The organism is Kribbella sp. NBC_01510, from assembly GCF_045040325.1.
In the GTDB taxonomy this organism is placed as follows: Bacteria; Actinomycetota; Actinomycetes; order Propionibacteriales; family Kribbellaceae; genus Kribbella.
In genome coordinates, this window is the sequence record NZ_CP109418.1 from 2,548,181 (window position 1) to 2,569,638 (window position 21,458).

The window sequence follows — 21,458 nt, forward strand, 5'->3', positions numbered from 1 at the left end:
CATGGTTACCGTACTGGCTCAAGTACTGGGGCGGCTGGTTAAGACCCTCGCGTACCTGGTGTTCGCGCTGCTGCGCCGACCGGGCCTCACCGGCCCGCTCCTGGTCGCCGTCGTGGTGGCCGTGCAGGTGTCCCGGTGGGGCTGGGTGGCTCGCTCCTCCGTGCTCGTCCTGGTCCTAGCCGGCGGGTTGGCCTGGCGGCTCAAGCACCGGTCGTCGTTCAACCGGCTGGTCTGGATCCCGGCCGTGCAGTGGTACCGCCGATGGATCCGCTACGGCCTTGCGTGGCGGTTCTGGATGGGGCGCTGTGGCCTCGGGATCACCGACGAGACCACCGGCCGGGTGATGCGTCCCCGGATCGTGAAACTGCGCTACACCCCCAGCGTCGACCGGCTCTTGCTTCAGCTCCCGGTCGGGCTCACCAGCAAGGAACTCGACGACAAGCGGATCCACCTGGCCGAGTCGATGCGCGCTCTCGATGCCCGGACACGCAAAGACCGTCCCGGCCGGATCTGGCTCGACCTGGAGATGCGCAATCCGTTGCAGGCAACGATTCCCGCGATCCCCGTCGTCGAGTCGCTCGACCCCGCGATCCTCGACGGGCTGGTCATCGGGTACGCCGACGACGGCACCCCGTGGCGGCTGCGGGTCCGTGGCTCTCACGTCTTCATCGCTGGCGCGACCGGCTCGGGCAAGGGCTCGATCATCTGGTCGACGCTGCGGGCGCTGGCCCCGTTCATCCGCGCCGGGCTGGTCGAGATCTGGGCCGTCGACCCCAAGGGCGGGATGGAGCTGGAGTTCGGCAAAGACCTGTTCACCCGCTACGAACGCGACGACTACGAGGCCATGGTGGCACTCCTCGAAGACGCCGCGACCGACATGGACGAGCGGTGCAGGCGGCTCCGCGGAACGACCCGGACGTTCAACCCGACCACCGCGACGCCGCTCGTGATGGTGGTCGTCGACGAGCTGGCGACCCTGACTGCGCTCCAACCCGATCGGCGTCTACAGGGCCGCGCTGAGAACGCGCTCGGCCTGCTGCTGACCAAGGGCCGTGCTCCTGGCTTCCACGTCTTGGCTGCCGTCCAGGACGTGACCAAGCGGGTCTGTGAGTGGCGTGATCTGTTCCCGGACAAGATCGCGCTCCGGCTCGGCAAGGCGACCGAGGTCGACATGGTGCTCGGTGACGACGCCTGGGACAACGGCGCGCTCTGCGACTCGATCCCTCGATCCCTGCCCGGCATCGGCTACGTCCTGATGGAAGGCCAAGCCCACGCGACCCGGGTCCGCGCCGCCTACGTCACCGACGACGAGATCCGCGCCATGGCCCGCGACTACCGGCCGCGTCGGGTCCTCCACTCCATCGATGCCCCCAGCAACACCACCGACAACCCCGAGACAGGAGAGGCAGCATGAATGTTCGCGAGGTGCCCGGCCAGCTCGAACTCGTCTTCGAGACCCCGGCCCTGACTGTCGACCAGCGAGCCGAGATCGGCGCACACATCGTCCTCGGCTGGCAGTCGATGGGCGAATGCCGCTCGGTGGCTGACGACTCCTGCTTCCCCGAACCCGGTCAGGCCACCGCCGCCGCTGTCGGCCGCTGCGGGTTCTGCCCGGTACGGCGTTCCTGCCTCGCCGCTGCACTTGCCAACGATGAGGAGTTCGGCGTCTGGGGCGGAACCACCGAGATTCAGCGGGACGTGATCCGAACCGACATCGCTGCCGGAGTCCCGATCGGCGACGCGCTCGACCGCTCGACGCTGCTCCCGGAACTGCTGTGGAGGCAGGCGTCATGACCGTCCGCCTCCGCGTCTCCGGCGATCCCGAAGAGATCGAGATCATGCTGAAGGTCCTCGCGGTGGTGTTCGACTGCACCGGCTCGCACCGCCTCTACCCCAACCACGGTGCCTCGGGTGTCCGCGTCTACCTCACGGCGCGGATCCCGTGGGCCGGTGGGCGAGACCAGCAACGGCGGGGAGATGGTCCCCGATGATCTCCACCCTCGGACAAATCGCCCCCGACGTGCTGCACGACCTTGCCGTCCGCACCGGGGTCTGCGTCCGCCCCGTGCTCTCCCGGATGACCGACACCACGACCGGTGAGCAGTCCGTCGTACCGATCCCGTGCGGCTCCACCCAGCACCGCCAATGCCCGCCGTGCGCCGACCGGGCCAGGAAGCTCCGCATGCAGCAATGCCGCGAAGGCTGGCACCGCGACGACGAGATCCCCACCGACGACGCTGACGACCAGGGCGAGGACCTTCCCGCGGAATTGGCCGCCGAACCCGCCGACGAGGTCGACGACCAGGTCGAGGAGGACGAAACCAGCCGTCGTGTCCGCTCGACCCGTCGACGCCAGGACGCTCCGGATCTGCCCCGGGTGCCGATGGAGAACCGCACGGTCGGCACCACCTTCACCGGGTCGAACGGCCAGACCTACCGGCCTTCGATGTTCCTCACGCTGACCCTCCCGTCGTACGGCAAGGTCCGGCCGGATGGGACGCCTGCTGACCCGGCCTCGTACGACTACCACCGGGCCGCGATGGACGCGCTGCACTTCCCGAAGATCGTCGATCGGTTCTGGCAGAACCTGCGCCGCTGCGCCGGGTACAAGGTCCAGTACTTCGCCACCGTCGAAGCACAACGCCGCCTCGCTCCACATCTGCATGCCGCCGTTCGGGGCGTCATTCCCCGTCAGACCGTCAAGGACGTTGCCGCCGCCACCTATGCCCAACTGTGGTGGCCGCAGTGCGAGCGCCCGGTGTACGTCGGAGATGAGCTGCCCCGGTGGGATGAGGTAGCCGGCCGATTTGGTGACCCGGTCGACGGCGCTCCGCTGCCCACCTGGGATGAGGCGTTGGACGCGATCTGTGACGACCCGGCCGCCTCGCCTGCGCACGTGGTCAAGCTCGGGACTCAGCTCGACTACCAGGGCATCATCGGCACCGCTGAGGACAAGGTTGGCAAGGCGATCGGCTACCTGACCAAGTACCTGGCCAAGTCCATCGCCGACACCTACGGCGACGACGACGAAATCACCACCCCACAAGCGATCCACCTCGACCGGCTCCACCGCGAAGTCCGCTGGCTGCCTTGCTCCCCGACCTGCTCCAACTGGCTCCGGTTCGGCGTCCAGCCCCAAGCCGCGGAAGCTGGCATGCGCCCCGGCTGGTGCCCCTCCAAGGCCCACGACCGGCATCACCTGGGACTTGGTGGCCGCCGCGTCCTGGTATCGCGCCAGTGGACCGGCAAGACCCTGTCAGAGCACAAAGCCGACCGCGCCGAGGTTGTCCGGCAGACCCTGGCCGCTGCCGGTGTCGACATGCACGACACCAATCGCTGCGCAGCAACCGAGCCCCTCGAGGACGGCACACCTCGCTTCATCTGGGAACCCGTCGACCGGGCCAACGACGACGACCTGCCCACCTGGCATGGACTCATGACCCGAGGCATCAACGAACGCATCCGCTGGCGAACCGACTACGAGCAGGCCAAACGCGCCGGACCCACCACCGACGACACCCATTCGGCAACTGACCACGACCCCGCCACCACGGCGGCATGACACGAGGGGATGAGCACGATGGAGGCTCTGTTGAGGGTGGAGGAAGCAGCCGAGCTGCTGAAGGTTTCGCGCTGGACTGTCTACCGGCTGATCAAGGAGAGGGAACTGGTCAGCGTCAAGGTCCGCAATGGTCGCCGAGTACCCGTCGAGTCGGTTCGGGAATACGTCCGATCGCTCATCGCGGACGCCGCCTGATGGGCACCGTGACCGCGCTCGCGTTTCCAGACGAGGACCCCAAGCGTGCGAACAAGTCCACGAGGGGCCGTCGCAACGTCAATGGTGAGGGCAATATCCGAGAGCGGTCAGACGGCCGGTGGGAGGGTCGGGCGTACGTCATCACCACCGATGGGCGCGAGATCCGGAAGAGCGTCTACGGCAAGTCCTGGGACGACGTACACACGAAGCTCACCAAGCTGCAGGCCGACACGATGTCCGGCAAGCGGGTTGCGTCCACGTCGCAGACGGTAGGCGAGTACATGGCCTATTGGCTCGAAGAGCACGCGCGCCACCGAGTCCGGGATACGACCTTCGCTAGCTATGAGTGGCTGATCCGGATGTACCTGACGCCTTTGTTCCGCAAGAGGAAGCTGACCGGTCTGCGGCCGAGCGACATCCGTCGAGGGTTCTTCCAGCTCAAGCAGGTCTGCCAGTGCTGCGCCCAAGGCAAAGACCAGGCCCGCGAGGACCGGGCGGAGCTGCTGCGAGCCAAGCGCGCAGGTAAGGCACCCCGGAAGAACGCTCGGAAGATCGAGGGCGCCCGGTGTTGTGCAAAGACCCCGAAGGAGTGCTGCCGGTCAGTGGTCTCCGATGGCACTGTCCGGTACCTGCACCGACTTCTGCGGGCACTCCTCCAGGACGCTGTCTCGGAGGATGAGGTCCTGAGCGAGAACGTCGCCAAGAAGCTGCGAATGGATCACAAGTACCGTCCGAAGTTCGTGGCCTGGACTCCGGCTGAGGCTCAGCAATTCCTTTCGGCAGTTCGCGACCAGCCGCTGTACGCGCTCTACGCGGTGGCACTCTCTATGGGTCTGCGGCGGGGTGAAGCTCTCGGCCTCCGGTGGTCCGATGTCGACCTGGATAACGGGCTGATCAGAGTTCGACATGGTCTGCATCGGGTGAAGGGCGAGCTGCAACTTGGCCCAGTCAAGACCGACGGCTCGGCTCGGGTCATCCCGCTTCCCGCACCGTTGCTCAAGGTCCTCCGCGCTCACCGTCGCGCACAGGACGCGGACCGTGAGGAGGCCGGCCGAAGCTGGAAGGAGGGCGACTACGTGTTCACGACGAGCCTCGGGACGCCGTTTGAGCCTCGGAACATCAATCGGCACTTCGACAAGCTCTGTGCCTCGAGTGGAGTTCGGCGGATTCGATTCCACGACCTCCGACACTCCTGCGCCTCTCTGCTGTGGAGCCAGGGGGTTCCGCTGGAGCAGATTCAGGACATCCTCGGGCACGAGGACCCCCGCACGACGAAGACCATCTATGTCGACGTGGCGGAGGATCTTCAGCGGGGTGCTGTGGACAAGCTCGGGTTCCTGTTCGAGCAGGAACCCGAGTGACGTTGGGGTCAGCCGTGGGGGTCAACCACCCTCAGAAACGCCAAAACCCCGGGTCACCCACCTGCGTGACCTGGGGTTTTGTTTGCGCGCTCGGAGGGATTCGAACCCCCAACCTTCTGATCCGTAGCCAACTCGGAAGGTTCCGCGGAAGGGTTTCCGACCCGTCTCCGCCCTTTCTGCACGCCTGAAATCCCGCCCAGGCCCATCGAGTCCGGCTGAGTTTCGGCGGTTCGTGTGCACCCGATGTGCAGCAAGCCAACCCCCTATGACGCAAGCACGGGTCACCCCGGTCCTAACCCGGAGTGACCCGCTAACCGAGTGAAAGGCCACTCAGCATGAGCACCATCTTTGACCCCCCAGGCGAACCCGTCGAATCGGACTCGCCTCACGCCCAGCTGGTGATCCCTGACCAGCACTCCAGCGACCTGCAGGCCGAGGTGATCGAGGCCGAACTGGTGGACCTCGAAACCCCGGCCACGCAGCAGCCGGCCAACGTGCCAGCGGTCCGGCAGGTCACCACCGCGGTTGTTGTCGTTGTACGGCACGACTACACCAAGCGGGCTGTCCGGCCCGTCGTCACGGTTGCCCAGGGCATCGAGTCGTGGTGCTCCCGAGCCTGGGACGCATCCACGATGGGTGTCTACCGGCGCCAGATCAAGGCTGCCGAGAAGGCCGGGGACCGTGAGGCCCTGCAGACCTGGGTGCAGCTGAAGGAGCAGGCCACCGATCGGCGGTGGAAGCGGATGCTGGACCTGCCCACGATGCTGGGCGGGCTGCTGCGGATCGCGCTGCTGGCCCTGGTCGGCATCCCCGGTGCGGTCCTGCTGATCAGCATCCTGGCCGAGATCACCGGCAATGGGTCGTTCTCTGGTGTCTGGAACGGCTTCGTGAAGGTGCTCGGGGCTGGTGTCATCGCGGTCACCATCACCTCGCTGGTGCTCTGGTACTGCTGGCCGGTCCTGTTGCTGTACTTCGCGTTCCGGGAAGGGCAGCGGCGGGCGGCCCCACCGACGTGGCTGCTGACCGAGCGGGACCTGGCCTCCACGATCGTCATCGATGAGGGCACGATCGCCCGGGCGCTGGACAGTCTGCGACTGAAGCCGATCAGCGACCACCTGAAGGAAGGGCTGAGCCTGGAGTTCCCGACCCCTGCCCGGGTCGATGGCCGCGGCACCCACGCTGTTGTGCGGCTGCCAGCTGGCGTGACCGCGGAGGAGGTGGCCAAGCGCCGGCAGAAGGTGGCCGGTGCTCTCCACCGCGCCGAGGGTGAGACGTGGCTGACGGTGGGCGGTGAGGCTGGCCTGCTGGATCTGTGGATCGCGGACAAGGGAGCGCTGGCCGAGGGCGCCGGCATGTACCCGCTGCTGGACGAGGGCGTGGCTGACTTCTTCGCCGGGTTCCCCGCTGGTCGCACCCTGCGCGGGGATGTGGTCACCGCCCCGATGAGTGGCCGGAACACCATCACGGGTGGACTGCCCGGTCAGGGCAAGTCCAGCAGCGCCCGGATCCTGATGGCGGGGGCAGCACTGGACCCCACCTGTGAACTGCGGATCTACGTCCCGGACTCCAACTTTGACTTTGCCCGGTTCGAGCCGCGGTCCTCCCGGTACGTCATGGGCGCCGAGCGGGAGAGCATCGAGCGCATCCGCGACGAGATCGCGGACCTGCACGCCGAACTGCAGCGCCGTGGACGGCTGCTCGGGGAGTTCGAGGCCGAGCAGGTGGACCGGAAGCTGGCCAGCAAGGGAGTCGGCCTGCACCCCATCGTGGCGCTGTTCGAGGAGTGCCACGTGCTGTTCCAGGACGCCGCGCACGGCAAGGAGATCAGCTTCCTGATGGAGCAGATCGTCAAGCTGGACCGGAAGCGCGGTGTGCACGTGATCCTGTCCACCCAGGCCCCGACTGCCACCAGCATCCCGCGTGACGTGACCCGCAACTGTTCCAACGGTGTGGCCTTCGCGGTCACCGATCACGTGGCCAATGACGGGCTGCTGGGTGCGGGCGCGTACAAGTCTGGCCACCGGGCCACGATCCTGCGTCCTGGCGCTGACATCGGTACGTCGGTGGTGCGCGGGTTCACCGGCGAGCGGTCCGATGTCCTGCAGTGGTTCTTCGTGTCAGGGGCGAAGGACAACGACCAGCTGTCCCCGGTCATCAAGCGGTCTCTGGCCGCGGTGAAGGGCACTGTCCCCGGGACCGGGACCACGGCGGCCGCGGTACGGCGTGACCTGCTCGAGGACCTGGCCGAGGTGCTGGCCGGTGACGAGCCAGTCAAGGCAGCTGACGTGCCCGCGTTGCTGCGCGAGCTCGCCCCGGACTGGGCGCCGTACCAGCGGTTGAACGGGGCCCAGCTGCGGGACGCGCTGAAGCGGGACCACGGCATCACGATCCCGTCCACGGACCGGAAGTACCCCGTGTCCCCGGCTGTGATCCGGCAGGCGCTGGCCGAGCGCGAATGAAGCGGATGCACCGGGTGAGCCACCACGCGAAATCCCGCGGTCCGGGGGCCTGCACAGCCCCCGGAGGGTGGCTCATTCGGTGCATTTCTGCAGGTCACAGCCACTTTCACCCCGGATGACAAACCTCATCCCAATGCACTGGTCCGGCTGCATCCCGGACCACCGGACTTCATCCCCTGGAGGGACCGTGCAGGACCTCACCAGCAATCAGATCCTGGCCGTGGTCGGCGTCGTGATCGTCGCCCTGGTCGTCTACCTCGTGTCGTGCCGGATCTGGCCGTTCACCGGCTGTCCGGCGTGCAAGTCCACCGGCAAGTCCCGGTGGAACGTGTCCCCGAAGGCGTTCCGCAGCTGCCGGGTGTGTGGCGGGTCGGGGCGTCGTCGCCGGTTCGGTGCATGGGCACTGGACGCAGCTGGCGTGAAGCCGGCAAAGTCCCGGAACTGGCGGAGGGCCAAGAACACCGTGCAGCTGGTCGTTGTCCTGGCCCTGCTGATCGCGGGTGCGGTGGCGTACCGGTCCCGTGCTGGACAGGCAGCGGAGGGAGCGGGAACGGTCGTCGTCCCGGCCCTGCAGGATCATGCCGGCGGGACTAGCCCACTAGTCCCTGGGCTTACCGATGCTCGCGACCTCGGCAAGGTCCAGCTGCCCCCAAGGTGAGGTGGGGTCGAGGGTTCTCAGCTTCAACTGAAGCTCGCTCCACAGGTGGCGATCTGCGGAGAGTTCGCTCGACATCGGATCTAGTCGATCTATTCCCCGACGATTGGCGATCGACAGAGCCAGGTCCTTCATCTCGGTCTCTAGACTCGCGACCTCTCTGATGTTGGCCAGCTGCTCATCTGTGCTGAGATCTTTCAGCGAGTCGAAGTTACGGACCAGCATGTGCGCCATCACGTCGGTTGTGAGTGGCTGTGCCCGATCCGCCGCGTCCCTTCGATCCATCCTGCGTCGAAGGGCCGCGCGCCAGTTACTTGGGGTCACGCTCAAGTAGTTTGGGCCTGCCGGCTGGAAGTAGTTTGGGGCCGCCGGCTGGAAGTAGTTTGGGGTCCGGGTTCCTGCCCCCATCTTGAATCCCACCTTTGGCTGAGATCCGACCCACGTGATCTCAGGCTCTGGGCCGCCCTCGGTGCCAACGCCAACGGTCAGGCTCGCCTGGACTCCTGCACTGAATGATCGTTCGATGATCGTTTCAATGTCTTCCCGCACGGACAGCAAGTCGAGTGACTCGACCTTGTCTTCGCTTCCGTCATTACTAGCCGTCGCCTCAATCTCTGCGGTCTTCGACAGGATCTGCCCAACCTCAGATGCGACATCAAGCTTCTTCCGAGAGAACCGCGCGATTATTCCTCGCACGTCCAGACTCTCAAGGTCATCCATTCGATTCTTGATGCTGTTCTTGAGCACGAAGAAGGCCCATACCGCGACGGCCGGCCAGAGGACGACCTTCAAGGTCGCAATGATGTGATTCCAGATTTCCGCCCCGCTCATGCGCAGAGTGTGCCCGATTCGCTGCTAGGCGTCTACGGCCATGCCCTCGGCCAGGGCGCCGGCCTCTTTCTGGACGCGCGCGCTCGGCCACGAGTCGACCGGGCGCAGGTGGTCGCGGGCGAACCACTCCTCGGCCGAGCTGGCTCGACCGGGGTCGATGACGTAGGCGACCCGCGCAGACCATAGAGTCCCGCCCTGGTGCTTCCACTCCAGGATCAGTCCCGGGAACGGACCCCGCCGGTCGCGGGGCGCGCAGCACCCAGCAGTGCCGGCTGATCCCTCAACGGCAGGCATCCTCCACCGGGATGGTTCCGGTGGGGGCTGTTTCATGTCCCCGACCCACGAGAACCATTTGACCTGACTTGGGCCACAAGATCGGCCTGAACGCCAGGCGCTGCTCGCTGACGTGCGCTGTTGTCGCCGCAGGCGCCAAAACTGTGCACGAACCGTGGCCTCAGGCCGGCCGGAGCGGTCGGCGTGAACGAAGGATGTACCAGCTCATTGGAGTAGGGTGCGCGTCGACGAAGGGTCGGGATCAGTTGATGGGAGGGAGGGCTGTGGGGACTGCCACGCAGACCGCCGAGCTCGAGAAGTGGTCCGACGTCGAGGACGATTGTTCCTGGCCGACCCTGCTGGTCGGGAACGGAGCCTCAATCAACCTGTGGAACGGCTTCGCGTACCCGGGCCTGTACGAGCGAGGGAACCTCTCGGCGGTCGCCAAGGCGGTCTTCGGGGATCTCGGCGTCACCAACTTCGAGACGGTGCTGGAAGCAATCCACCACGCCCACGTGGTCGTCGACGCGTTGGGCAACTCGACCGAGGCCATAGATGCACAGTACGAGCACGTCAGGGATGCCCTCTTCGAGGCCGTGCATGGCGCGCACATCAGTTGGTCCGACTTCACGCGCAACAGATTCGACAAGATCGCCCGTGTGATCCAGAACCACGACGCCGTCTTCACGACGAACTACGACCTCTGCATGTACTGGGCCCGTGTCGATGCGACCGACCGGATTAAGAAACGGACCGTCATCGACTTTTTCTGGAACGCAGGGAACACGTTCGATCCTGAGAACGTGGACGTCTGGCAGCGCACGGCCATGTATCACCTTCACGGTGCGATTCACCTCTGGCAAGACGACCAGGGGAACAACGGGAAGTGGACGAGCGCCAACGGCGGGGACCTGCTGTCGCTGGCCGGGAACTACCCGCCTGGGTCGAGTAAGTGGCCGCTGTTCGTCAGCGAGGGATCGTCGAAGGCTAAGCTGCAAACGATCGGGCGGTCGCCGTATCTGAACTTCTGCCTAGACTCACTCCGGGCCGACCCGGAGAACGTGGTCGTATTCGGGCACTCGCTCGGCGAGCAGGACAAGCACATCGTCGCTGCGCTGATCGAAGGCGCTCCGCGTGAGGTCGCCGTGTCGATCTACCCACGCAGCACCGACCAGTGGATCATCCAGGAGAAGGCCCGCATCACTGAGTTACTCGGTGAGAACAAGCCGAGGTTCTTCGACAGCACCACGCACCCGCTAGGCGACCCGTCGCTGGCGACTCAGAATTTGTCCAGCCCGGTCTAGCCACGAGCGCGCCGGCTGACCCGGATTGAATCGGTGGGCGTCATCTCAGCCTGTGCGTATTAATGTGGCTCAAGTCAGGATCCACGAGAACCATTTGAGATTGTCTCAAATGCCCGGGGTAAACCTGCAGGTCACAGGGGGTCGCTGCACATGAACTGCACACGGTTTGGTGCAGTTCACGTCACTCGGTTTGTTGCGTCGGGGTAGCCGTCGTGGGAGCCCACCCACGGATTGTCACACCCTGACAGCTGTCCCCGTACCGGAAGAGGCGGGCTACGGGGGTGTGACAAGGGCTGTTCCGTCACACGGACTGTCACGGGGTGTCTCAGCGGTGGGGGCAGGGAGGGCGACCCCGGCGATCGGGCGGGTAGGCCTCGGCGGGTTCCTGGCCCGGGTGGTGTCCTGATCTCGCGCTAGTGAGCTGGCCTGCAGCGCTGGCGCTCACCGACTGCCTGAGCGATGATCACTTGCCGTGAGCCCGACCGAGCCTGAGCCGCCTGCCAAGCCATCGCAGCCCAACCAGCCGTCATCCTCGATCCGCCTGGGCTGGATCGCCCGCGTAACCTGCGGTCTGGTCGGTGCGGCGGCCGGCGTCCTCGGCGTCATCGGCGTCTTCACCAAGGACGCGAGCAGCATCGGCGTGCCCGTCCTCCTGGCGCTGAGCGCGTTCTTCGGCTACATCGCGGTGTCCGGACAGCGCCTCAACCGCCTCAAGATGGGCGAGTACGAGGCGGCGTTCGACCAACTCGCGCACGTCGTGACCTACAACGTGCTGGAAAACCAGTCCGTGCCCACCGAGGTAAAGGGCGACGTCGCTGCCGCGCTCGGCGAGGTGCGTGCGGAACTGCCAACCAGCACGAGGCGCGCACTGTCCGACGCACTGTTCGCGGCCCAGAACCAGAGCATGTACGAGCGGGCCCTCCGCATGGAACTGCGGCGGCTGTTCCCCGATGACTACGCCGGCCTATACGTGTCCCACGACGGGATCGACGCCGTTCGGCTAAGGGGGCAAACCGAGAAGCAGAACCTCGCCGTCTCGATGAAGTTTGTGAGCCACGCAGAGCTGCACTCCCGGGACCTGAAGGGGTTCCTCACTGAATTCGGCCCTCCGATCAGATTGCTGCTGGTGTCGAACGCCCCACTGAGCGGCCTCGCGGAGGCCCACATGGCGACTCTCATGCGCGAGCTCGACTACGCCTCCTTCGTCCAGTGGCGCAGCCCGGCAGACAACGAAGCGTTGGTCAAGGAGATCAATCGCAGGCTCGAGCGGAGGAACCCCGCTTGACCAGATCGGACGACGTACCGGCCACGCGCGCAGGGATCGGGGAGTTCTTTCTGGCCGCCGAGATCGTTGCCCAGGGCATGGTGTTCTTCGTGGACGACGGGGAACGCTTCGAAGTCGTCTCGGATCCCGTGCACGTTGGGGCCGGCAAATACTTCGCCACCGTCCGCCAGCTCACCGGGGACTGGGTGGGCAAGGAGCTGCACGCCCAGCTGCAGGTCGGGCGCCGCGTCGGCTAGGGCACCTTGCCGACACAGGTGACGACCTTGTAGGCGCCGCTCGACGTGGCCTCGTCGACCACCTTGCCGTCGACCTCGATCCGGCAGGGTGACGGACCCCGCTGCTTCCTTGCTCTGCAGCGAGATGTCGAGCCGGTTGGCCCGCTTGAACAGATCGGACGCGAGGCCCGGGGTGCCCTTCGACGTGTCGACCAGCGGAGGCGCCACGTCCTTCTGGATCGTGCCACCAGACTCCGCCAGCCCGCGCCAGGGGTCTGTGCGTCAGCGGTGCCGGTTCCGCCCAGTCGTTCAGCGAGGCACGCACCCGGTCATCGGCTGAGTGGGGGGTGACGCCGGACCCCGGGTCGATGTCGGTGGCACAGTCCCGGCAGTACACCTGCCCGTCCATCTCCACCTGGCCCTCGCCGGTGGCCTTGCCGCAGTTGGCGCACTTCTGATCAGCCATCGCTGGTGTTCCCTTCGGTGTTGGTGTGTTCCTTCAGGCTGTGGATCCCGTGGATCAGTTCCTCTGCGCCGTCTGCGAGGTTCTGGCCAGGTGGCAGCAGATCCCGCAGCTTGTCGGCGGTCTCCGGGGTCAGGGCGACCAGTGCCCCGATTGGGCGGGACAGCTGGAGACGACGCGGGTTGCCCAGGTCACGGCGTGCTGGCATGTCACGTGGGTCAGGCACGGCTGAGCACCTGCTCGAGGTAGGCGAACCGCTGCCGGCTGGGTTGGGCGCCGGGGACCAGGTGGAACGGCACGTACCCGACTGTGCGGGCATACGGGGTGCCGTCGTGGACGTAGGGAACCGCTGGTGCCTGCTTCCAGTCGGCGGCGATCCGGTCAAGCCTGGTGGACAGCTGCTCGCTGGCGGCAGGGATCTGCTCATCAGCCGCGGTGCATTCGCTGCACTCCCGGATACGTCGGCCCGCTGTGGCGATGGTCAGCCGCCACCCCTCCAGGCTGTGGGTTTGTCCGCAGTAGCCGCACCCTGTCCCGTCTGGGTGGGGCATGCCGGTGCGTTCAGTGTGGAGGTTCACCGCTTTCTGTGCGATGCGGGATTCCAGGTCGCTGAGGTGTTCCCAGCGTCGTGGAGCACCTGGGGCGGCCTCGCTCGTGGTGGTCTGGGCTGTTGTGCAGAACTCGCGATGCATGACCGCGCAGGTGGCCTCACGGTCTACCGGCGCGATGGCGTGACCCAGGATGTCCGCGGCCAGGATGAGTGCCTGCTGGTTGGGGTCGCGGATCGGTGCCAGTTGGCCGGCCAACGTCACGCAGTCGGGGCAGCGACGCCACAGCAGTGTCTGTACTCCGCTCCGGGCGGGCCAGTCGGGGGCGCTGCCTTCCACGCGCACGCCACACACGGCGCAGGCCGAGCCTGTGGACGCAGGTGGGGTGAGCGGGTGGAGGGTGTCTGGCCGGTACGCGGTCGTGAACAGCGAGACGGCGCGGGCGTCTGTCAACGGATGTCTCCTTTGGTGTGGCCCCGCTTCCGGGCGCCTGGGCTGGCGGTGGCGAATGCGCTGGCGACGACGGAGCGAGCCGCGGCTAGGTCGTCGTTGTCACGGTCAACTGGTGGGGCGACTGGGGCGTGGGTGCGGCGGTATTCACGGCGCAGCAGGTCCAGGACGATCTCAGCGCGGCCACGGGGACCGCGGAGTGTGTCCAGGAACGCCAGAGCCTTGCGGGGCAGGCCCAGGTAGTCGCCGTCTGGGATCTCCGCGAGCAGGACCCAGCCGGGTGGCGCCGAAGTGTCCGGTTTCGATCGAGCGGAAGTGTCCGGTTTGGCGGATTGTGTCCGGTTGCGGGATCGGGAAGTGTCCGAACTGGGGGAAGTGTCCGACACGGCGTACAGGCCGCGCCCAGCCTTGCGCAGCTGGCCTGACGCGACGAGCCGGGACAGGTAGCGAGCTGACCCAGTGGTCCCGAGAGCAGCATCAACCTCGGCCGCCCGCACGCCAGCCGGGTGCAGCTGGACGAACTCCAGGACAGCGGCGGCCCGCTGCCCCAGCTTGCGGGCCATCAGCCGGCCTTTCCGCAGCACGACCGGTCAATAAGCCGGTACACCGGGATGATCCGGCCCCTGTTGTGGCCCCTGCGGTCCGTGGACTTGGTGGTGCCGCACTTCTCGATCACCTTGTGCTTGGTCAGCGAGGCGAACGTGGCGCCGATCAGGTTGGGGAACACGGACTGGTCGCCTTCTGCGGTCCACCAGCGGGACCGGACATCGTTGGAGGAGAACTGGCCACTCAGGCACCCGACGCGGAGGATTTCGCGGCGGATCCGGTCAGCGTCCCGCTCGTGGATGAGGTCGTTGGCGATGGCGTCCAGGTCATCGAACAGGCTGGGCTGGGTGTCCATCAGATCCGCGTGCCCGGGGTACGGGCGCGGTCTACCGGGGGGAGGATGCCGGCTTGTCGGAGTCCCTGGCGGGCAGCAGCTGCATCGTTGAGTCCGTGGCGGGTTCCCCAGCCGCGGAGCGCTTCGGCTTCGGTGGGGGTGAGGCGCAGACCAACGACGATGGTGCGCTTCCCCGGGTCGCTGGGAGGCGTGGTTTCGGCTGGAGATGACATCGGGCCGAACCCCTTCTGTGAAAGGTGGTTCGGCCCGAAGCCAGCAACTCCCGGTGTTGATTTTAGGGGGTTTCGTTACTGGTGTTGTGGCGACACGTCGGCTGTGGGGTGGCCACCCGGCTCCGGGTCATCGAACTGCCGGACAGCCCGACGCTCCGTAACGGCCAGCCACCAAACCACGATATCCACCCGTTAGCGCTGCTCGATTGTCCGGCCACCACGACCCGCCTCGTCTACCAGTCCCTGTCCCTGCCCGTCGATACGATGGCCCCCACGACGTGCCCCAACCGGTGGCGCGTCCGGCCGCCTGAACGGAGTACAGCGAGCATGACCACGCAGGACGAGGCCGTCACACGCGTGCGGACCAAGAACACCAACCTGCAGTCGGCGAAGGCCGCCAGGTTCGACGAGTTCTACACCCAGTGGGCCGACATCGAGCGCGAGGTCAACGCCTACCTGGAGTACGACCCGGACGTGTTCCGCGACAAGGTCATCCTGCTCCCGTGCGACGACCCGGAGTGGTCCAACTTCGCCAAGTTCTTCGCGCTGCATCTGGTCGAGTACGGCATCAAGAAGCTCATCTCGACCTCATACGCCCCGGACAGCAACCCGGCGCAGCTTAACTACCAGCCGACGCTGTTCGAGACGAGCGACCCGCAGTTCGACGAGACCAAGACCCGCGCCAACGGCAAGAAGTTCACCCTCGAGCCGAAGGACGTCAACGACGACGGCGTCGTCAACATCGACGACCTGCAGTGGGAGTACCTCGAGGGCGACGGCGACTTCCGCAGCGCCGAGGTCACGGCGCTGCGCGACGAGGCAGACATCATCATCACCAACCCGCCATTCAGCCTCTTCAAGACATTCGTCCCGTGGGCGGTCGAGGCCGGCAAGCAGGTCTCTGTCATCGGCAACAACGGGGCCACCACCTACGTCGAGATCTTCCCGCTGATCAAGGAGAACCGGCTCTGGAAGGGCGCGACAGGCAACAGCACCGACATGGTGTTCGGCGTCCCCAAGGGCACACCAGTGAAGGAGGCCGACCGACTCAAGGCCGAGCGGCTCGGCTACCCGTCGACCGACGATCGCGACTTCACCCGGATGGGGCACTCGTGCTGGTTCACGAACATCGAGCACGGGCGGAGGCACGAGCCGCTGCAGCTGATGACGATGGCCGACAACATCAAGTACTCCAAGCACAAGGACGTCCGCGGCGTCGGCTACCAGCGCTACTACAACTTCCAGGAGGCCATCGAAGTCCCCTGGGTCGACTCCATCCCGAGCGACTACGACGGGCCGATGGGCGTCCCGATCACCTTCCTGGACAAGTACAACCCCGACCAGTTCGAGATCATCGCGCACGCCGACGACATGGAGGCGATGCGCGAGATCGGCGTTGACACGCTCGGTGAGGCGTTCGTGAAGAAGTACTACGAGGGCGGCGGCACCGGAGGCAACAGCCCCGGACACCGCAGACTCGGGCTGACCAGGCCGCACTACTACACCGCCTACAAGCGCATCATCATCCGGCGGAAGGACGCCTCGTGAAGACCGAGCTCAAGCACTACACCGTCGAGCAGGTCGTCGAAGGCTTCGTCTACAACGAACTCGAGGGCAAGGGGCTGTTCGGGCTCGCCGGCAAGCTCGTGGTCCAGCCGGAGTACCAGCGCAACTACATCTACAACGACGGCAAGAAGGACGTCGCCGTCATCGACTCGCTGCTCAAGGGCTACCCGCTCGGGCTGATCTACTTCAACGTCGAAGACGAGTCGCTCGAGGTGCTGGACGGCCAGCAGCGCATCACCAGCGTCGGCCGCTTCGTCACCGGCAAGTTCGCGATCAAGGTCGACGGCAAGGAGCAGACCTTCTCCTCATTGTCGAAGGACCAGCAGCAGAAGATCCTGGAGACCAGACTCGACATCTACGAGTGCGACGGCTCCGAGGTCGAGATCAAGCAGTGGTTCCAGACCATCAACATCGCCGGCGTCCCTCTCAACGCCCAGGAGTTGCTGAACTCGATCTACTCCGGGCCGTTGATCACCGCGGCGAAGAAGGAGTACAGCAACTCCAACAACGCGAACATGCAGAAGTGGCAGTCGTACGTCAAGGGCGACCCGAAGCGGCAGGGAGTCCTGGCCGTCGCGCTCGACTGGGTCGCGTCCGCCCAGGATCTGAGCGTCGATGCCTACCTCGCGCAGCACCGCCAGAACGCCGGCATCGCCGAGCTCAAGACCTACTTCACGTCGGTGATCGACTGGGTCGGCGGCGTCTTCACCCGCCCTCCGGACAAACAGATGCAGGGACTCGAGTGGGGGCGGCTCTACGAGCTCTACCACTCGAACTCGTACAACGCGGCCGCGATCGACGCCGGCGTCGATGCCCTCCGCGCCGACCCCTACGTCCACAACGCGAAGGGCATCTACGAGTACCTGCTCGGTGGCAAGACCTCACCGCAGCTGCTCGACGTCCGGCTCTTCGACGACAAGACGAAGCGCGTCGGCTACGAGCAGCAGACCCAGAAGGCGAAGGTCGACGGCGTCTCGAACTGCCCGCTGTGCGCACTCGGCGGCGACGCCAACAAGACGCGCATCTACAAGCAGAACGAGATGGACGCCGACCACGTGACCGCCTGGTCGAGGGGCGGGGCGACGGACCTCTCGAACCTGACCATGCTGTGCGTGACGCACAACCGCGCCAAGGGCAACAGGTAGCCCGGCGGCATCTGGAGAGTGGGGAGGACCGTGGCGAGCGAGTCCGTGGCCTGAGCGCCGTCTTCTGGCTCGCGGTGTTCGTCGGGCCGATCGTGTGGTGGATCCTGCACTAACCGAACACCTGAGCGCAGCGCCCGACCGGTGGAATCGGGGAGCGCTGCATTTGCGTGTGGGGCTGTGGGTAACTTCCGCGGACCGACTGCGGGAAACGGCAGACTTGTGACGTGTCGCCAGCCCCGATCCGTTGTCACCCCGGAAGCCGCAGCCCGCATAGCGTCGAGGTGCGCAGGTACTTCCGCCGGCAGGCAGATCCGGGCTGGCGACCTGTCAGCGCAGACGCTTCGCGACGTCGAGCGCAAGCGCCTCGTGCTGCTGCTGACCGTAAAGGTGATCAGGCCACGGGATGACCAGCGGGTCGCGGTTCCGGAGCTCGAACTGCCACTTTGCGATCCATTCGGTCTCGGAGATCGTCCACACCTTCAGCACCCGGCACGTGGCGATTTCCCGCAACGGTGTCAGGCTGCCAATGACGACCGGCGTTGAATCCTCGTCTTCGTCATAGACGCGGCCTAGGTACCAGTCCCGACCCGTTCTGGCGCCCGACACGTGAACCACGGCGTCGCCTGCGAGCGCCATGCACTCCCAGGTCGTGCCTGTCTCCTGCGAGGACTCCGAGGCGCGGGCGAGCTTGTGGACGGTGATAGCCGTCGAAACGGTCGCGTCGCCGATGAGTGACGCCAGCGCGTGGAGAACCGGGAACGGTGGCTCAATGCGCTCATCCTTGAAGCGGTCGACCACGCCGCGCAGTTCCGTCACATCCAGCTTCATCGAGTCCCCCTTGTAGACCGTTGGGTCCCGAACGTAGCAGCCCCGGCAGACAACGACGCTTCCGCAAAATGAAGCAGCGCCCCACCGGCACGGGGGAACCGGTGGGGCGCTGCTGCTTCTTGGCCGATTTACTCGACCGGAGGCACGTCCTGGATATCTTGATTGCCGGCCGGGCCGCCGAATACCGGCGGCGGAGGCGGACCAGCCACGAGGAAGTGAGCCGACCACCCCTGGCGGTGCTGAGCCTCGACCTCGACTCGCCAGTGGTACTCGCCGCCGGGCTGCAGTGGCAAACCGTTCGGAAACGCCAGGACCAACTGCACACGGGACCAGAGCGATGTAGGCAAGTAGACCCCGGCGATTTGCGGAGGCTCTGCTCTGACGAGTTGCTGCACTCGCAACGCGTCAGGATTGCCCGTTGGACCCGGCATCACGACGGTCTGACCCGTCGCTTCGTCTCTCAGTTCGACCCCCAAAGGAAAGTCCTCTCCAACATATCTCGGGGGGACGTCGACCATGACGACCACGTACTGCGCGGCGGTCAGGCCAGTGGTGGGTTGCACGGCAGTGATGGTGAAGCCGGCACCAAGGATGTTCAGCTTGCCACCTGAGTCCGCCACCGCGTAGTCCGCGAGTAGGACGACGGCGCGACATTCGGAGAAGATGCTCATGCCGAAGCAGTCACCTGTCCGGACCGCGATGACGCGCGAAGTGGGTTACCACCCACGACTGTGATTGCACCGACCCCATAGGACTGGGGGGTGGTCATGATGACGGCTCCGCCCGGCAGGGGGCCGCGAGTTGGAGCGGGCCCAAGCGTTCGGAACCGAGCGAGGGTCTCTTCGCGCGTGAGTGACTCGTCGTCAACCCAGTCTTCGTCCATGGTCGGATCCTCTCCCAATCAACCGTCGTGTGTACGCATGGTGGCGAAACGTCACAGCCACCTCGCACTCTTCAACGTCCAGGTATCGGCGAGTGATCCCATGTAGGGCGGCAGGGGAAGGAGCCATGCGATCACCAGCCGATCTCCTGCGCTCTGCCCTACTGCGACCCACCGATGCCCATGCTCTGGATCGTCCTCTTCCACCGTCTGTGCCTGCGCCGGCCACTGCAAGGCTTCTCTGACCTCGGCCAGAGTTATGTGGTGCTTCTCCTGAATCTTGGCCTCGATACCGGGATCGGCGGTTATAAGCCCCAGATAGACCGACGTCCCCATCGCCCGCAGTCTGGTCCCAGTGTGGCTACCGTGGCAAGCCGTTGCATACCCCCTGTCCTGAACCACAGCAGCACCCCCGGGCGAGCATGTACCGGGGTGCTGCTGTGTGGGAGGCAAGCCGGTTCGCCGCGGGCCTCGAGTACCGCTACCCGCGGCTTTACCCCGGGGCGAGTGAACCCCGGCGGTGGTGTTTGACCTCCCTACAGCTCGAGCCCCGAAGGTCGGCCTCGAGCTTATCCACCTGGCGGAGCGTCTCGGTCAGGTCGACTTCGATCGTCCGCCGAACGTAGCAGCCGGAGTAGACAGCAGCAGCGCCGCCGATCCGCCAGCGGCCGCTGCTTGGGTCACTCACCTACCGCGTGCAGGTCAGGGCGGCGGGCCTGGTCCAGCAGCCGGGTGATGGTGGGCTTGCCGGCGCCGACCACCGTGCTCAGCTTAGACACGGATAGCTCCTGTCCGGCATCGGACTCTGCGGCCCGGATAGCAGTGATGATCTGGTCATCGGTCAGGCTTGGGCGGCGTGTCCGGGTGGTCTTGTCCGGGGTCTTCCGGGTGCTTGTTCGGCGGGTTGTCCGGGCCTTGTTCGGGGTGCTGTCCGTGCCCTTGTCCGGGCTGTCCGTGGGCTTGTCCGGGGTGCTGTCCGTGGGCTTGTCCGGACCGAACAGGCTCGGGGTGGTCGGCTTGTCCTGCCCGCTGTCCGGGTCGGCCAGGGACGGGGACAGCGGGCTGTCCGGAGTGTGCTCGGGCTGGTCCACCTGCTCGAGGTCGGCAACCTGTACGGGGTCGTGGTCGGCTCGCATCAGGTGAGCCAGGGCGGCACCGGCGCCCAGCACACCCACCGGGAGGCAGGCAACCACGGTGGTGATCCACCACGGTGCGCGGGTGATGCCGGCAGCCTCCAGGAGGTGGTAGGCGACCTGGCCGAGCGCACCCAGCACCAGGGCGCCGATCGCTGAATGCTTGGCGAACCGGCGTGCCCGGACCGGGCCGCGACCGGCGAGCCACACTCGCAGCGCGAATGCGGCGTAGGTCTCCACCCCAATCGGCAGGGTGATCGCGGTGTTGATGCTGAAGCTGTCCAGGATCCCGGGAAGCGGGTGGACCACGCCGAACTCGGTCATCTGTCCGAGCCCTACCCAGCCGGACCAGATCGCGACGAAGGCGGGCAGGGCTAGCAGCAGCACGGGCCAGGTGTGGGTGCGGTGTGGGGTGTGGGAGGCTTTGGGGGCACGGACCAGGCTGTTATCGGCAGCCTGGTCCGTGTTGCTGTTGGTGGTCATCGGGCGTCTCCTGTCGGGGGTTGCTGGCCTGGTCCGCTGCCGGTGTCCCGCCAAGTGGTGAACAGGTCGGTGTTCGCCAAGTTGTGGAGGGATTCCACCTTCTGGTCATCGGTCAGGGTGTCGTCATTGAGCGTCTTGGCGAGTTCGCGGAGGGCGTCGGTCCAGCCGTGCCGGAGTCCTCGTGAGTAGTCATGCATCGGGGGTGTTTCCTTCCTGGGTTCTAGCGGCCCCGCTGGGAGCTCGGCACGCGGGCTTCTGCGGGGTTGGAGGGTCTGGGTAGGGGTGAGGTCGTCTCTGGGCGCCAACGTGACGCCTAAGCCGCAGAGCGTGCCGGCGAGGTTCGGACTGGCTGTAACCGCTGCTGGTCCCGGACCGTGGCCTCCAGGTCAGCAGCAAGGCCGGTAGTGGCCAGGAGGTCAGCGTGGCGCCGGCAGGCTTCGGCTTGAGCGGCCAGCAGCCGCTCGCGCTCTGCCAGCTGCTGTTCCGTGGCCTGCCCGGTGTAGTCGCCAGGTCGAGGGCGGGCTTGGTCCAGCTGGGCGGCTCGGTGAACCCAGTAGGTGGCGGTTGCCTCAGCGGCTGCGTCCTGGATGACACGGCGGGTGAAGTTGTCCAGGTACTCCTGCACGTCGGTCATGGGTGTTTCGCTCCTTCCAGGTGCGGGCGGGCTTGGAGTTGGGGTGGGGCCAGCAAGGGATGGATGTGGCTCTGG

25 protein-coding genes are annotated in these 21,458 nt (G+C 66.2%); 13 read left to right on the forward strand and 12 right to left on the reverse strand.

Annotated elements, in window-relative coordinates; translation table 11 throughout:
- Position 1: 1 nt before the first annotated feature.
- The 8 genes from OG558_RS12670 to OG558_RS12705 all read left to right on the forward strand — a co-directional run bounded on the left by OG558_RS12670 (position 2) and on the right by OG558_RS12705 (position 8,235).
- Positions 2-1,414, forward strand: a complete 1,413-nt coding sequence (locus tag OG558_RS12670) for an FtsK/SpoIIIE domain-containing protein (protein ID WP_405070396.1) — start codon at positions 2-4, stop codon at positions 1,412-1,414.
- Entirely contained in the window at positions 1,411-1,794 is a 384-nt protein-coding gene (locus OG558_RS12675) for a WhiB family transcriptional regulator (protein WP_405070397.1), read from the forward strand. The genes OG558_RS12670 and OG558_RS12675 overlap by 4 nt, the downstream gene beginning before the upstream one ends.
- Positions 1,791-1,991, forward strand: coding sequence for a hypothetical protein (locus OG558_RS12680; RefSeq protein ID WP_405070399.1), 201 nt, complete (start codon positions 1,791-1,793; stop codon positions 1,989-1,991). Before OG558_RS12675 ends, OG558_RS12680 begins: the two co-directional genes overlap by 4 nt.
- Positions 1,988-3,562 (forward strand): replication initiator, encoded by a 1,575-nt coding sequence (locus OG558_RS12685; protein ID WP_405070401.1) that lies wholly within the window; start codon positions 1,988-1,990, stop codon positions 3,560-3,562. The genes OG558_RS12680 and OG558_RS12685 overlap by 4 nt, the downstream gene beginning before the upstream one ends.
- A gap of 18 nt (positions 3,563-3,580) precedes the next feature.
- Entirely contained in the window at positions 3,581-3,757 is a 177-nt protein-coding gene (locus OG558_RS12690; protein WP_405070402.1) for a helix-turn-helix domain-containing protein, read from the forward strand.
- Positions 3,757-5,118, forward strand: coding sequence for a tyrosine-type recombinase/integrase (locus OG558_RS12695; protein ID WP_405070403.1), 1,362 nt, complete (start codon positions 3,757-3,759; stop codon positions 5,116-5,118). The genes OG558_RS12690 and OG558_RS12695 overlap by 1 nt, the downstream gene beginning before the upstream one ends.
- Before the next feature lie 335 nt (positions 5,119-5,453).
- Positions 5,454-7,577: a helicase HerA-like domain-containing protein gene (locus OG558_RS12700; protein ID WP_405070404.1), complete on the forward strand. Its 2,124-nt coding sequence runs from the start codon at positions 5,454-5,456 to the stop codon at positions 7,575-7,577.
- Between the two features lie 187 nt (positions 7,578-7,764).
- A complete protein-coding gene (locus tag OG558_RS12705) occupies positions 7,765-8,235 on the forward strand; it encodes a hypothetical protein (RefSeq protein WP_405070405.1) in 471 nt (156 codons plus the stop codon).
- Here the strand turns inward: OG558_RS12705 and OG558_RS12710 are convergent.
- The gene (locus tag OG558_RS12710; RefSeq protein WP_405070406.1) at positions 8,176-9,063 is read right to left on the reverse strand and encodes a hypothetical protein; all 888 of its coding nucleotides are present in this window, start codon (positions 9,061-9,063) and stop codon (positions 8,176-8,178) included. The genes OG558_RS12705 and OG558_RS12710 overlap by 60 nt on opposite strands.
- 24 nt (positions 9,064-9,087) lie before the next feature.
- Positions 9,088-9,357: a hypothetical protein gene (locus tag OG558_RS12715; RefSeq protein WP_405070407.1), complete on the reverse strand. Its 270-nt coding sequence runs from the start codon at positions 9,355-9,357 to the stop codon at positions 9,088-9,090.
- A gap of 68 nt (positions 9,358-9,425) precedes the next feature.
- On the opposite strand from OG558_RS12715, the gene OG558_RS12720 reads away from it, so the two are divergent.
- The 3 genes from OG558_RS12720 to OG558_RS12730 all read left to right on the forward strand — a co-directional run bounded on the left by OG558_RS12720 (position 9,426) and on the right by OG558_RS12730 (position 12,161).
- Positions 9,426-10,640 (forward strand): DUF4917 family protein, encoded by a 1,215-nt coding sequence (locus tag OG558_RS12720; protein WP_405070408.1) that lies wholly within the window; start codon positions 9,426-9,428, stop codon positions 10,638-10,640.
- A 472-nt stretch (positions 10,641-11,112) separates the two neighbouring features.
- Positions 11,113-11,925 (forward strand): hypothetical protein, encoded by an 813-nt coding sequence (locus OG558_RS12725; RefSeq protein ID WP_405070409.1) that lies wholly within the window; start codon positions 11,113-11,115, stop codon positions 11,923-11,925.
- Positions 11,922-12,161 carry a hypothetical protein gene (locus OG558_RS12730; RefSeq protein WP_405070410.1) on the forward strand — a complete coding sequence of 80 codons (240 nt, stop codon included), beginning with the start codon at positions 11,922-11,924 and terminating at the stop codon, positions 12,159-12,161. Before OG558_RS12725 ends, OG558_RS12730 begins: the two co-directional genes overlap by 4 nt.
- 437 nt (positions 12,162-12,598) lie before the next feature.
- On the opposite strand, the gene OG558_RS12735 is transcribed toward OG558_RS12730, so the two are convergent.
- Genes OG558_RS12735 through OG558_RS12750 form a run of 4 tightly spaced genes read right to left on the reverse strand, consistent with a single transcriptional unit; the run spans position 12,599 to position 14,502 of the window.
- Complete coding sequence (locus OG558_RS12735) at positions 12,599-12,811, reverse strand: hypothetical protein (RefSeq protein ID WP_405070411.1); 213 nt, start codon at positions 12,809-12,811, stop codon at positions 12,599-12,601.
- Positions 12,812-12,821: 10 nt separating this feature from the next.
- Complete coding sequence (locus OG558_RS12740) at positions 12,822-13,604, reverse strand: hypothetical protein (protein WP_405070412.1); 783 nt, start codon at positions 13,602-13,604, stop codon at positions 12,822-12,824.
- Entirely contained in the window at positions 13,601-14,185 is a 585-nt protein-coding gene (locus OG558_RS12745) for a type IV toxin-antitoxin system AbiEi family antitoxin domain-containing protein (protein WP_405070413.1), read from the reverse strand. The genes OG558_RS12740 and OG558_RS12745 overlap by 4 nt, the downstream gene beginning before the upstream one ends.
- Complete coding sequence (locus OG558_RS12750) at positions 14,164-14,502, reverse strand: hypothetical protein (protein WP_405070414.1); 339 nt, start codon at positions 14,500-14,502, stop codon at positions 14,164-14,166. The genes OG558_RS12745 and OG558_RS12750 overlap by 22 nt, the downstream gene beginning before the upstream one ends.
- A gap of 539 nt (positions 14,503-15,041) precedes the next feature.
- On the opposite strand from OG558_RS12750, the gene OG558_RS12755 reads away from it, so the two are divergent.
- Positions 15,042-16,262, forward strand: a complete 1,221-nt coding sequence (locus OG558_RS12755) for an adenine-specific methyltransferase EcoRI family protein (protein WP_405070415.1) — start codon at positions 15,042-15,044, stop codon at positions 16,260-16,262.
- A complete protein-coding gene (locus OG558_RS12760; protein WP_405070416.1) occupies positions 16,259-17,425 on the forward strand; it encodes an HNH endonuclease family protein in 1,167 nt (388 codons plus the stop codon). Before OG558_RS12755 ends, OG558_RS12760 begins: the two co-directional genes overlap by 4 nt.
- A gap of 327 nt (positions 17,426-17,752) precedes the next feature.
- On the opposite strand, the gene OG558_RS12765 is transcribed toward OG558_RS12760, so the two are convergent.
- The 6 genes from OG558_RS12765 to OG558_RS12790 all read right to left on the reverse strand — a co-directional run bounded on the left by OG558_RS12765 (position 17,753) and on the right by OG558_RS12790 (position 21,383).
- Positions 17,753-18,253: a hypothetical protein gene (locus tag OG558_RS12765; protein WP_405070418.1), complete on the reverse strand. Its 501-nt coding sequence runs from the start codon at positions 18,251-18,253 to the stop codon at positions 17,753-17,755.
- Between the two features lie 128 nt (positions 18,254-18,381).
- Entirely contained in the window at positions 18,382-18,924 is a 543-nt protein-coding gene (locus tag OG558_RS12770; protein WP_405070419.1) for a DUF6941 family protein, read from the reverse strand.
- Positions 18,925-19,187: 263 nt separating this feature from the next.
- The gene (locus OG558_RS12775; RefSeq protein WP_405070420.1) at positions 19,188-19,469 is read right to left on the reverse strand and encodes a hypothetical protein; all 282 of its coding nucleotides are present in this window, start codon (positions 19,467-19,469) and stop codon (positions 19,188-19,190) included.
- A gap of 344 nt (positions 19,470-19,813) precedes the next feature.
- Positions 19,814-20,749, reverse strand: coding sequence for a hypothetical protein (locus OG558_RS12780; protein ID WP_405070421.1), 936 nt, complete (start codon positions 20,747-20,749; stop codon positions 19,814-19,816).
- On the reverse strand, positions 20,746-20,946 hold the full coding sequence (locus OG558_RS12785) for a hypothetical protein (RefSeq protein WP_405070422.1): 201 nt from the start codon (positions 20,944-20,946) through the stop codon (positions 20,746-20,748). The genes OG558_RS12780 and OG558_RS12785 overlap by 4 nt, the downstream gene beginning before the upstream one ends.
- 116 nt (positions 20,947-21,062) lie before the next feature.
- Positions 21,063-21,383, reverse strand: coding sequence for a hypothetical protein (locus tag OG558_RS12790; protein ID WP_405070423.1), 321 nt, complete (start codon positions 21,381-21,383; stop codon positions 21,063-21,065).
- Positions 21,384-21,458: the final 75 nt, after the last annotated feature.

Coding starts and splice junctions, on each gene's coding strand:
- OG558_RS12670 (WP_405070396.1), top strand. CDS start 2: ATGGTTACCGTACTGGCTCAAGTACTGGGGCGGCTGGTTAAGACCCTC.
- OG558_RS12675 (WP_405070397.1), top strand. CDS start 1,411: ATGAATGTTCGCGAGGTGCCCGGCCAGCTCGAACTCGTCTTCGAGACC.
- OG558_RS12680 (WP_405070399.1), top strand. CDS start 1,791: ATGACCGTCCGCCTCCGCGTCTCCGGCGATCCCGAAGAGATCGAGATC.
- OG558_RS12685 (WP_405070401.1), top strand. CDS start 1,988: ATGATCTCCACCCTCGGACAAATCGCCCCCGACGTGCTGCACGACCTT.
- OG558_RS12690 (WP_405070402.1), top strand. CDS start 3,581: ATGGAGGCTCTGTTGAGGGTGGAGGAAGCAGCCGAGCTGCTGAAGGTT.
- OG558_RS12695 (WP_405070403.1), top strand. CDS start 3,757: ATGGGCACCGTGACCGCGCTCGCGTTTCCAGACGAGGACCCCAAGCGT.
- OG558_RS12700 (WP_405070404.1), top strand. CDS start 5,454: ATGAGCACCATCTTTGACCCCCCAGGCGAACCCGTCGAATCGGACTCG.
- OG558_RS12710 (WP_405070406.1), bottom strand. CDS start 9,063: ATGAGCGGGGCGGAAATCTGGAATCACATCATTGCGACCTTGAAGGTC.
- OG558_RS12715 (WP_405070407.1), bottom strand. CDS start 9,357: ATGCCTGCCGTTGAGGGATCAGCCGGCACTGCTGGGTGCTGCGCGCCC.
- OG558_RS12735 (WP_405070411.1), bottom strand. CDS start 12,811: ATGCCAGCACGCCGTGACCTGGGCAACCCGCGTCGTCTCCAGCTGTCC.
- OG558_RS12750 (WP_405070414.1), bottom strand. CDS start 14,502: ATGGACACCCAGCCCAGCCTGTTCGATGACCTGGACGCCATCGCCAAC.
- OG558_RS12755 (WP_405070415.1), top strand. CDS start 15,042: ATGACCACGCAGGACGAGGCCGTCACACGCGTGCGGACCAAGAACACC.
- OG558_RS12765 (WP_405070418.1), bottom strand. CDS start 18,253: ATGAAGCTGGATGTGACGGAACTGCGCGGCGTGGTCGACCGCTTCAAG.
- OG558_RS12770 (WP_405070419.1), bottom strand. CDS start 18,924: ATGAGCATCTTCTCCGAATGTCGCGCCGTCGTCCTACTCGCGGACTAC.
- OG558_RS12775 (WP_405070420.1), bottom strand. CDS start 19,469: ATGGGGACGTCGGTCTATCTGGGGCTTATAACCGCCGATCCCGGTATC.
- OG558_RS12780 (WP_405070421.1), bottom strand. CDS start 20,749: ATGACCACCAACAGCAACACGGACCAGGCTGCCGATAACAGCCTGGTC.
- OG558_RS12785 (WP_405070422.1), bottom strand. CDS start 20,946: ATGCATGACTACTCACGAGGACTCCGGCACGGCTGGACCGACGCCCTC.
- OG558_RS12790 (WP_405070423.1), bottom strand. CDS start 21,383: ATGACCGACGTGCAGGAGTACCTGGACAACTTCACCCGCCGTGTCATC.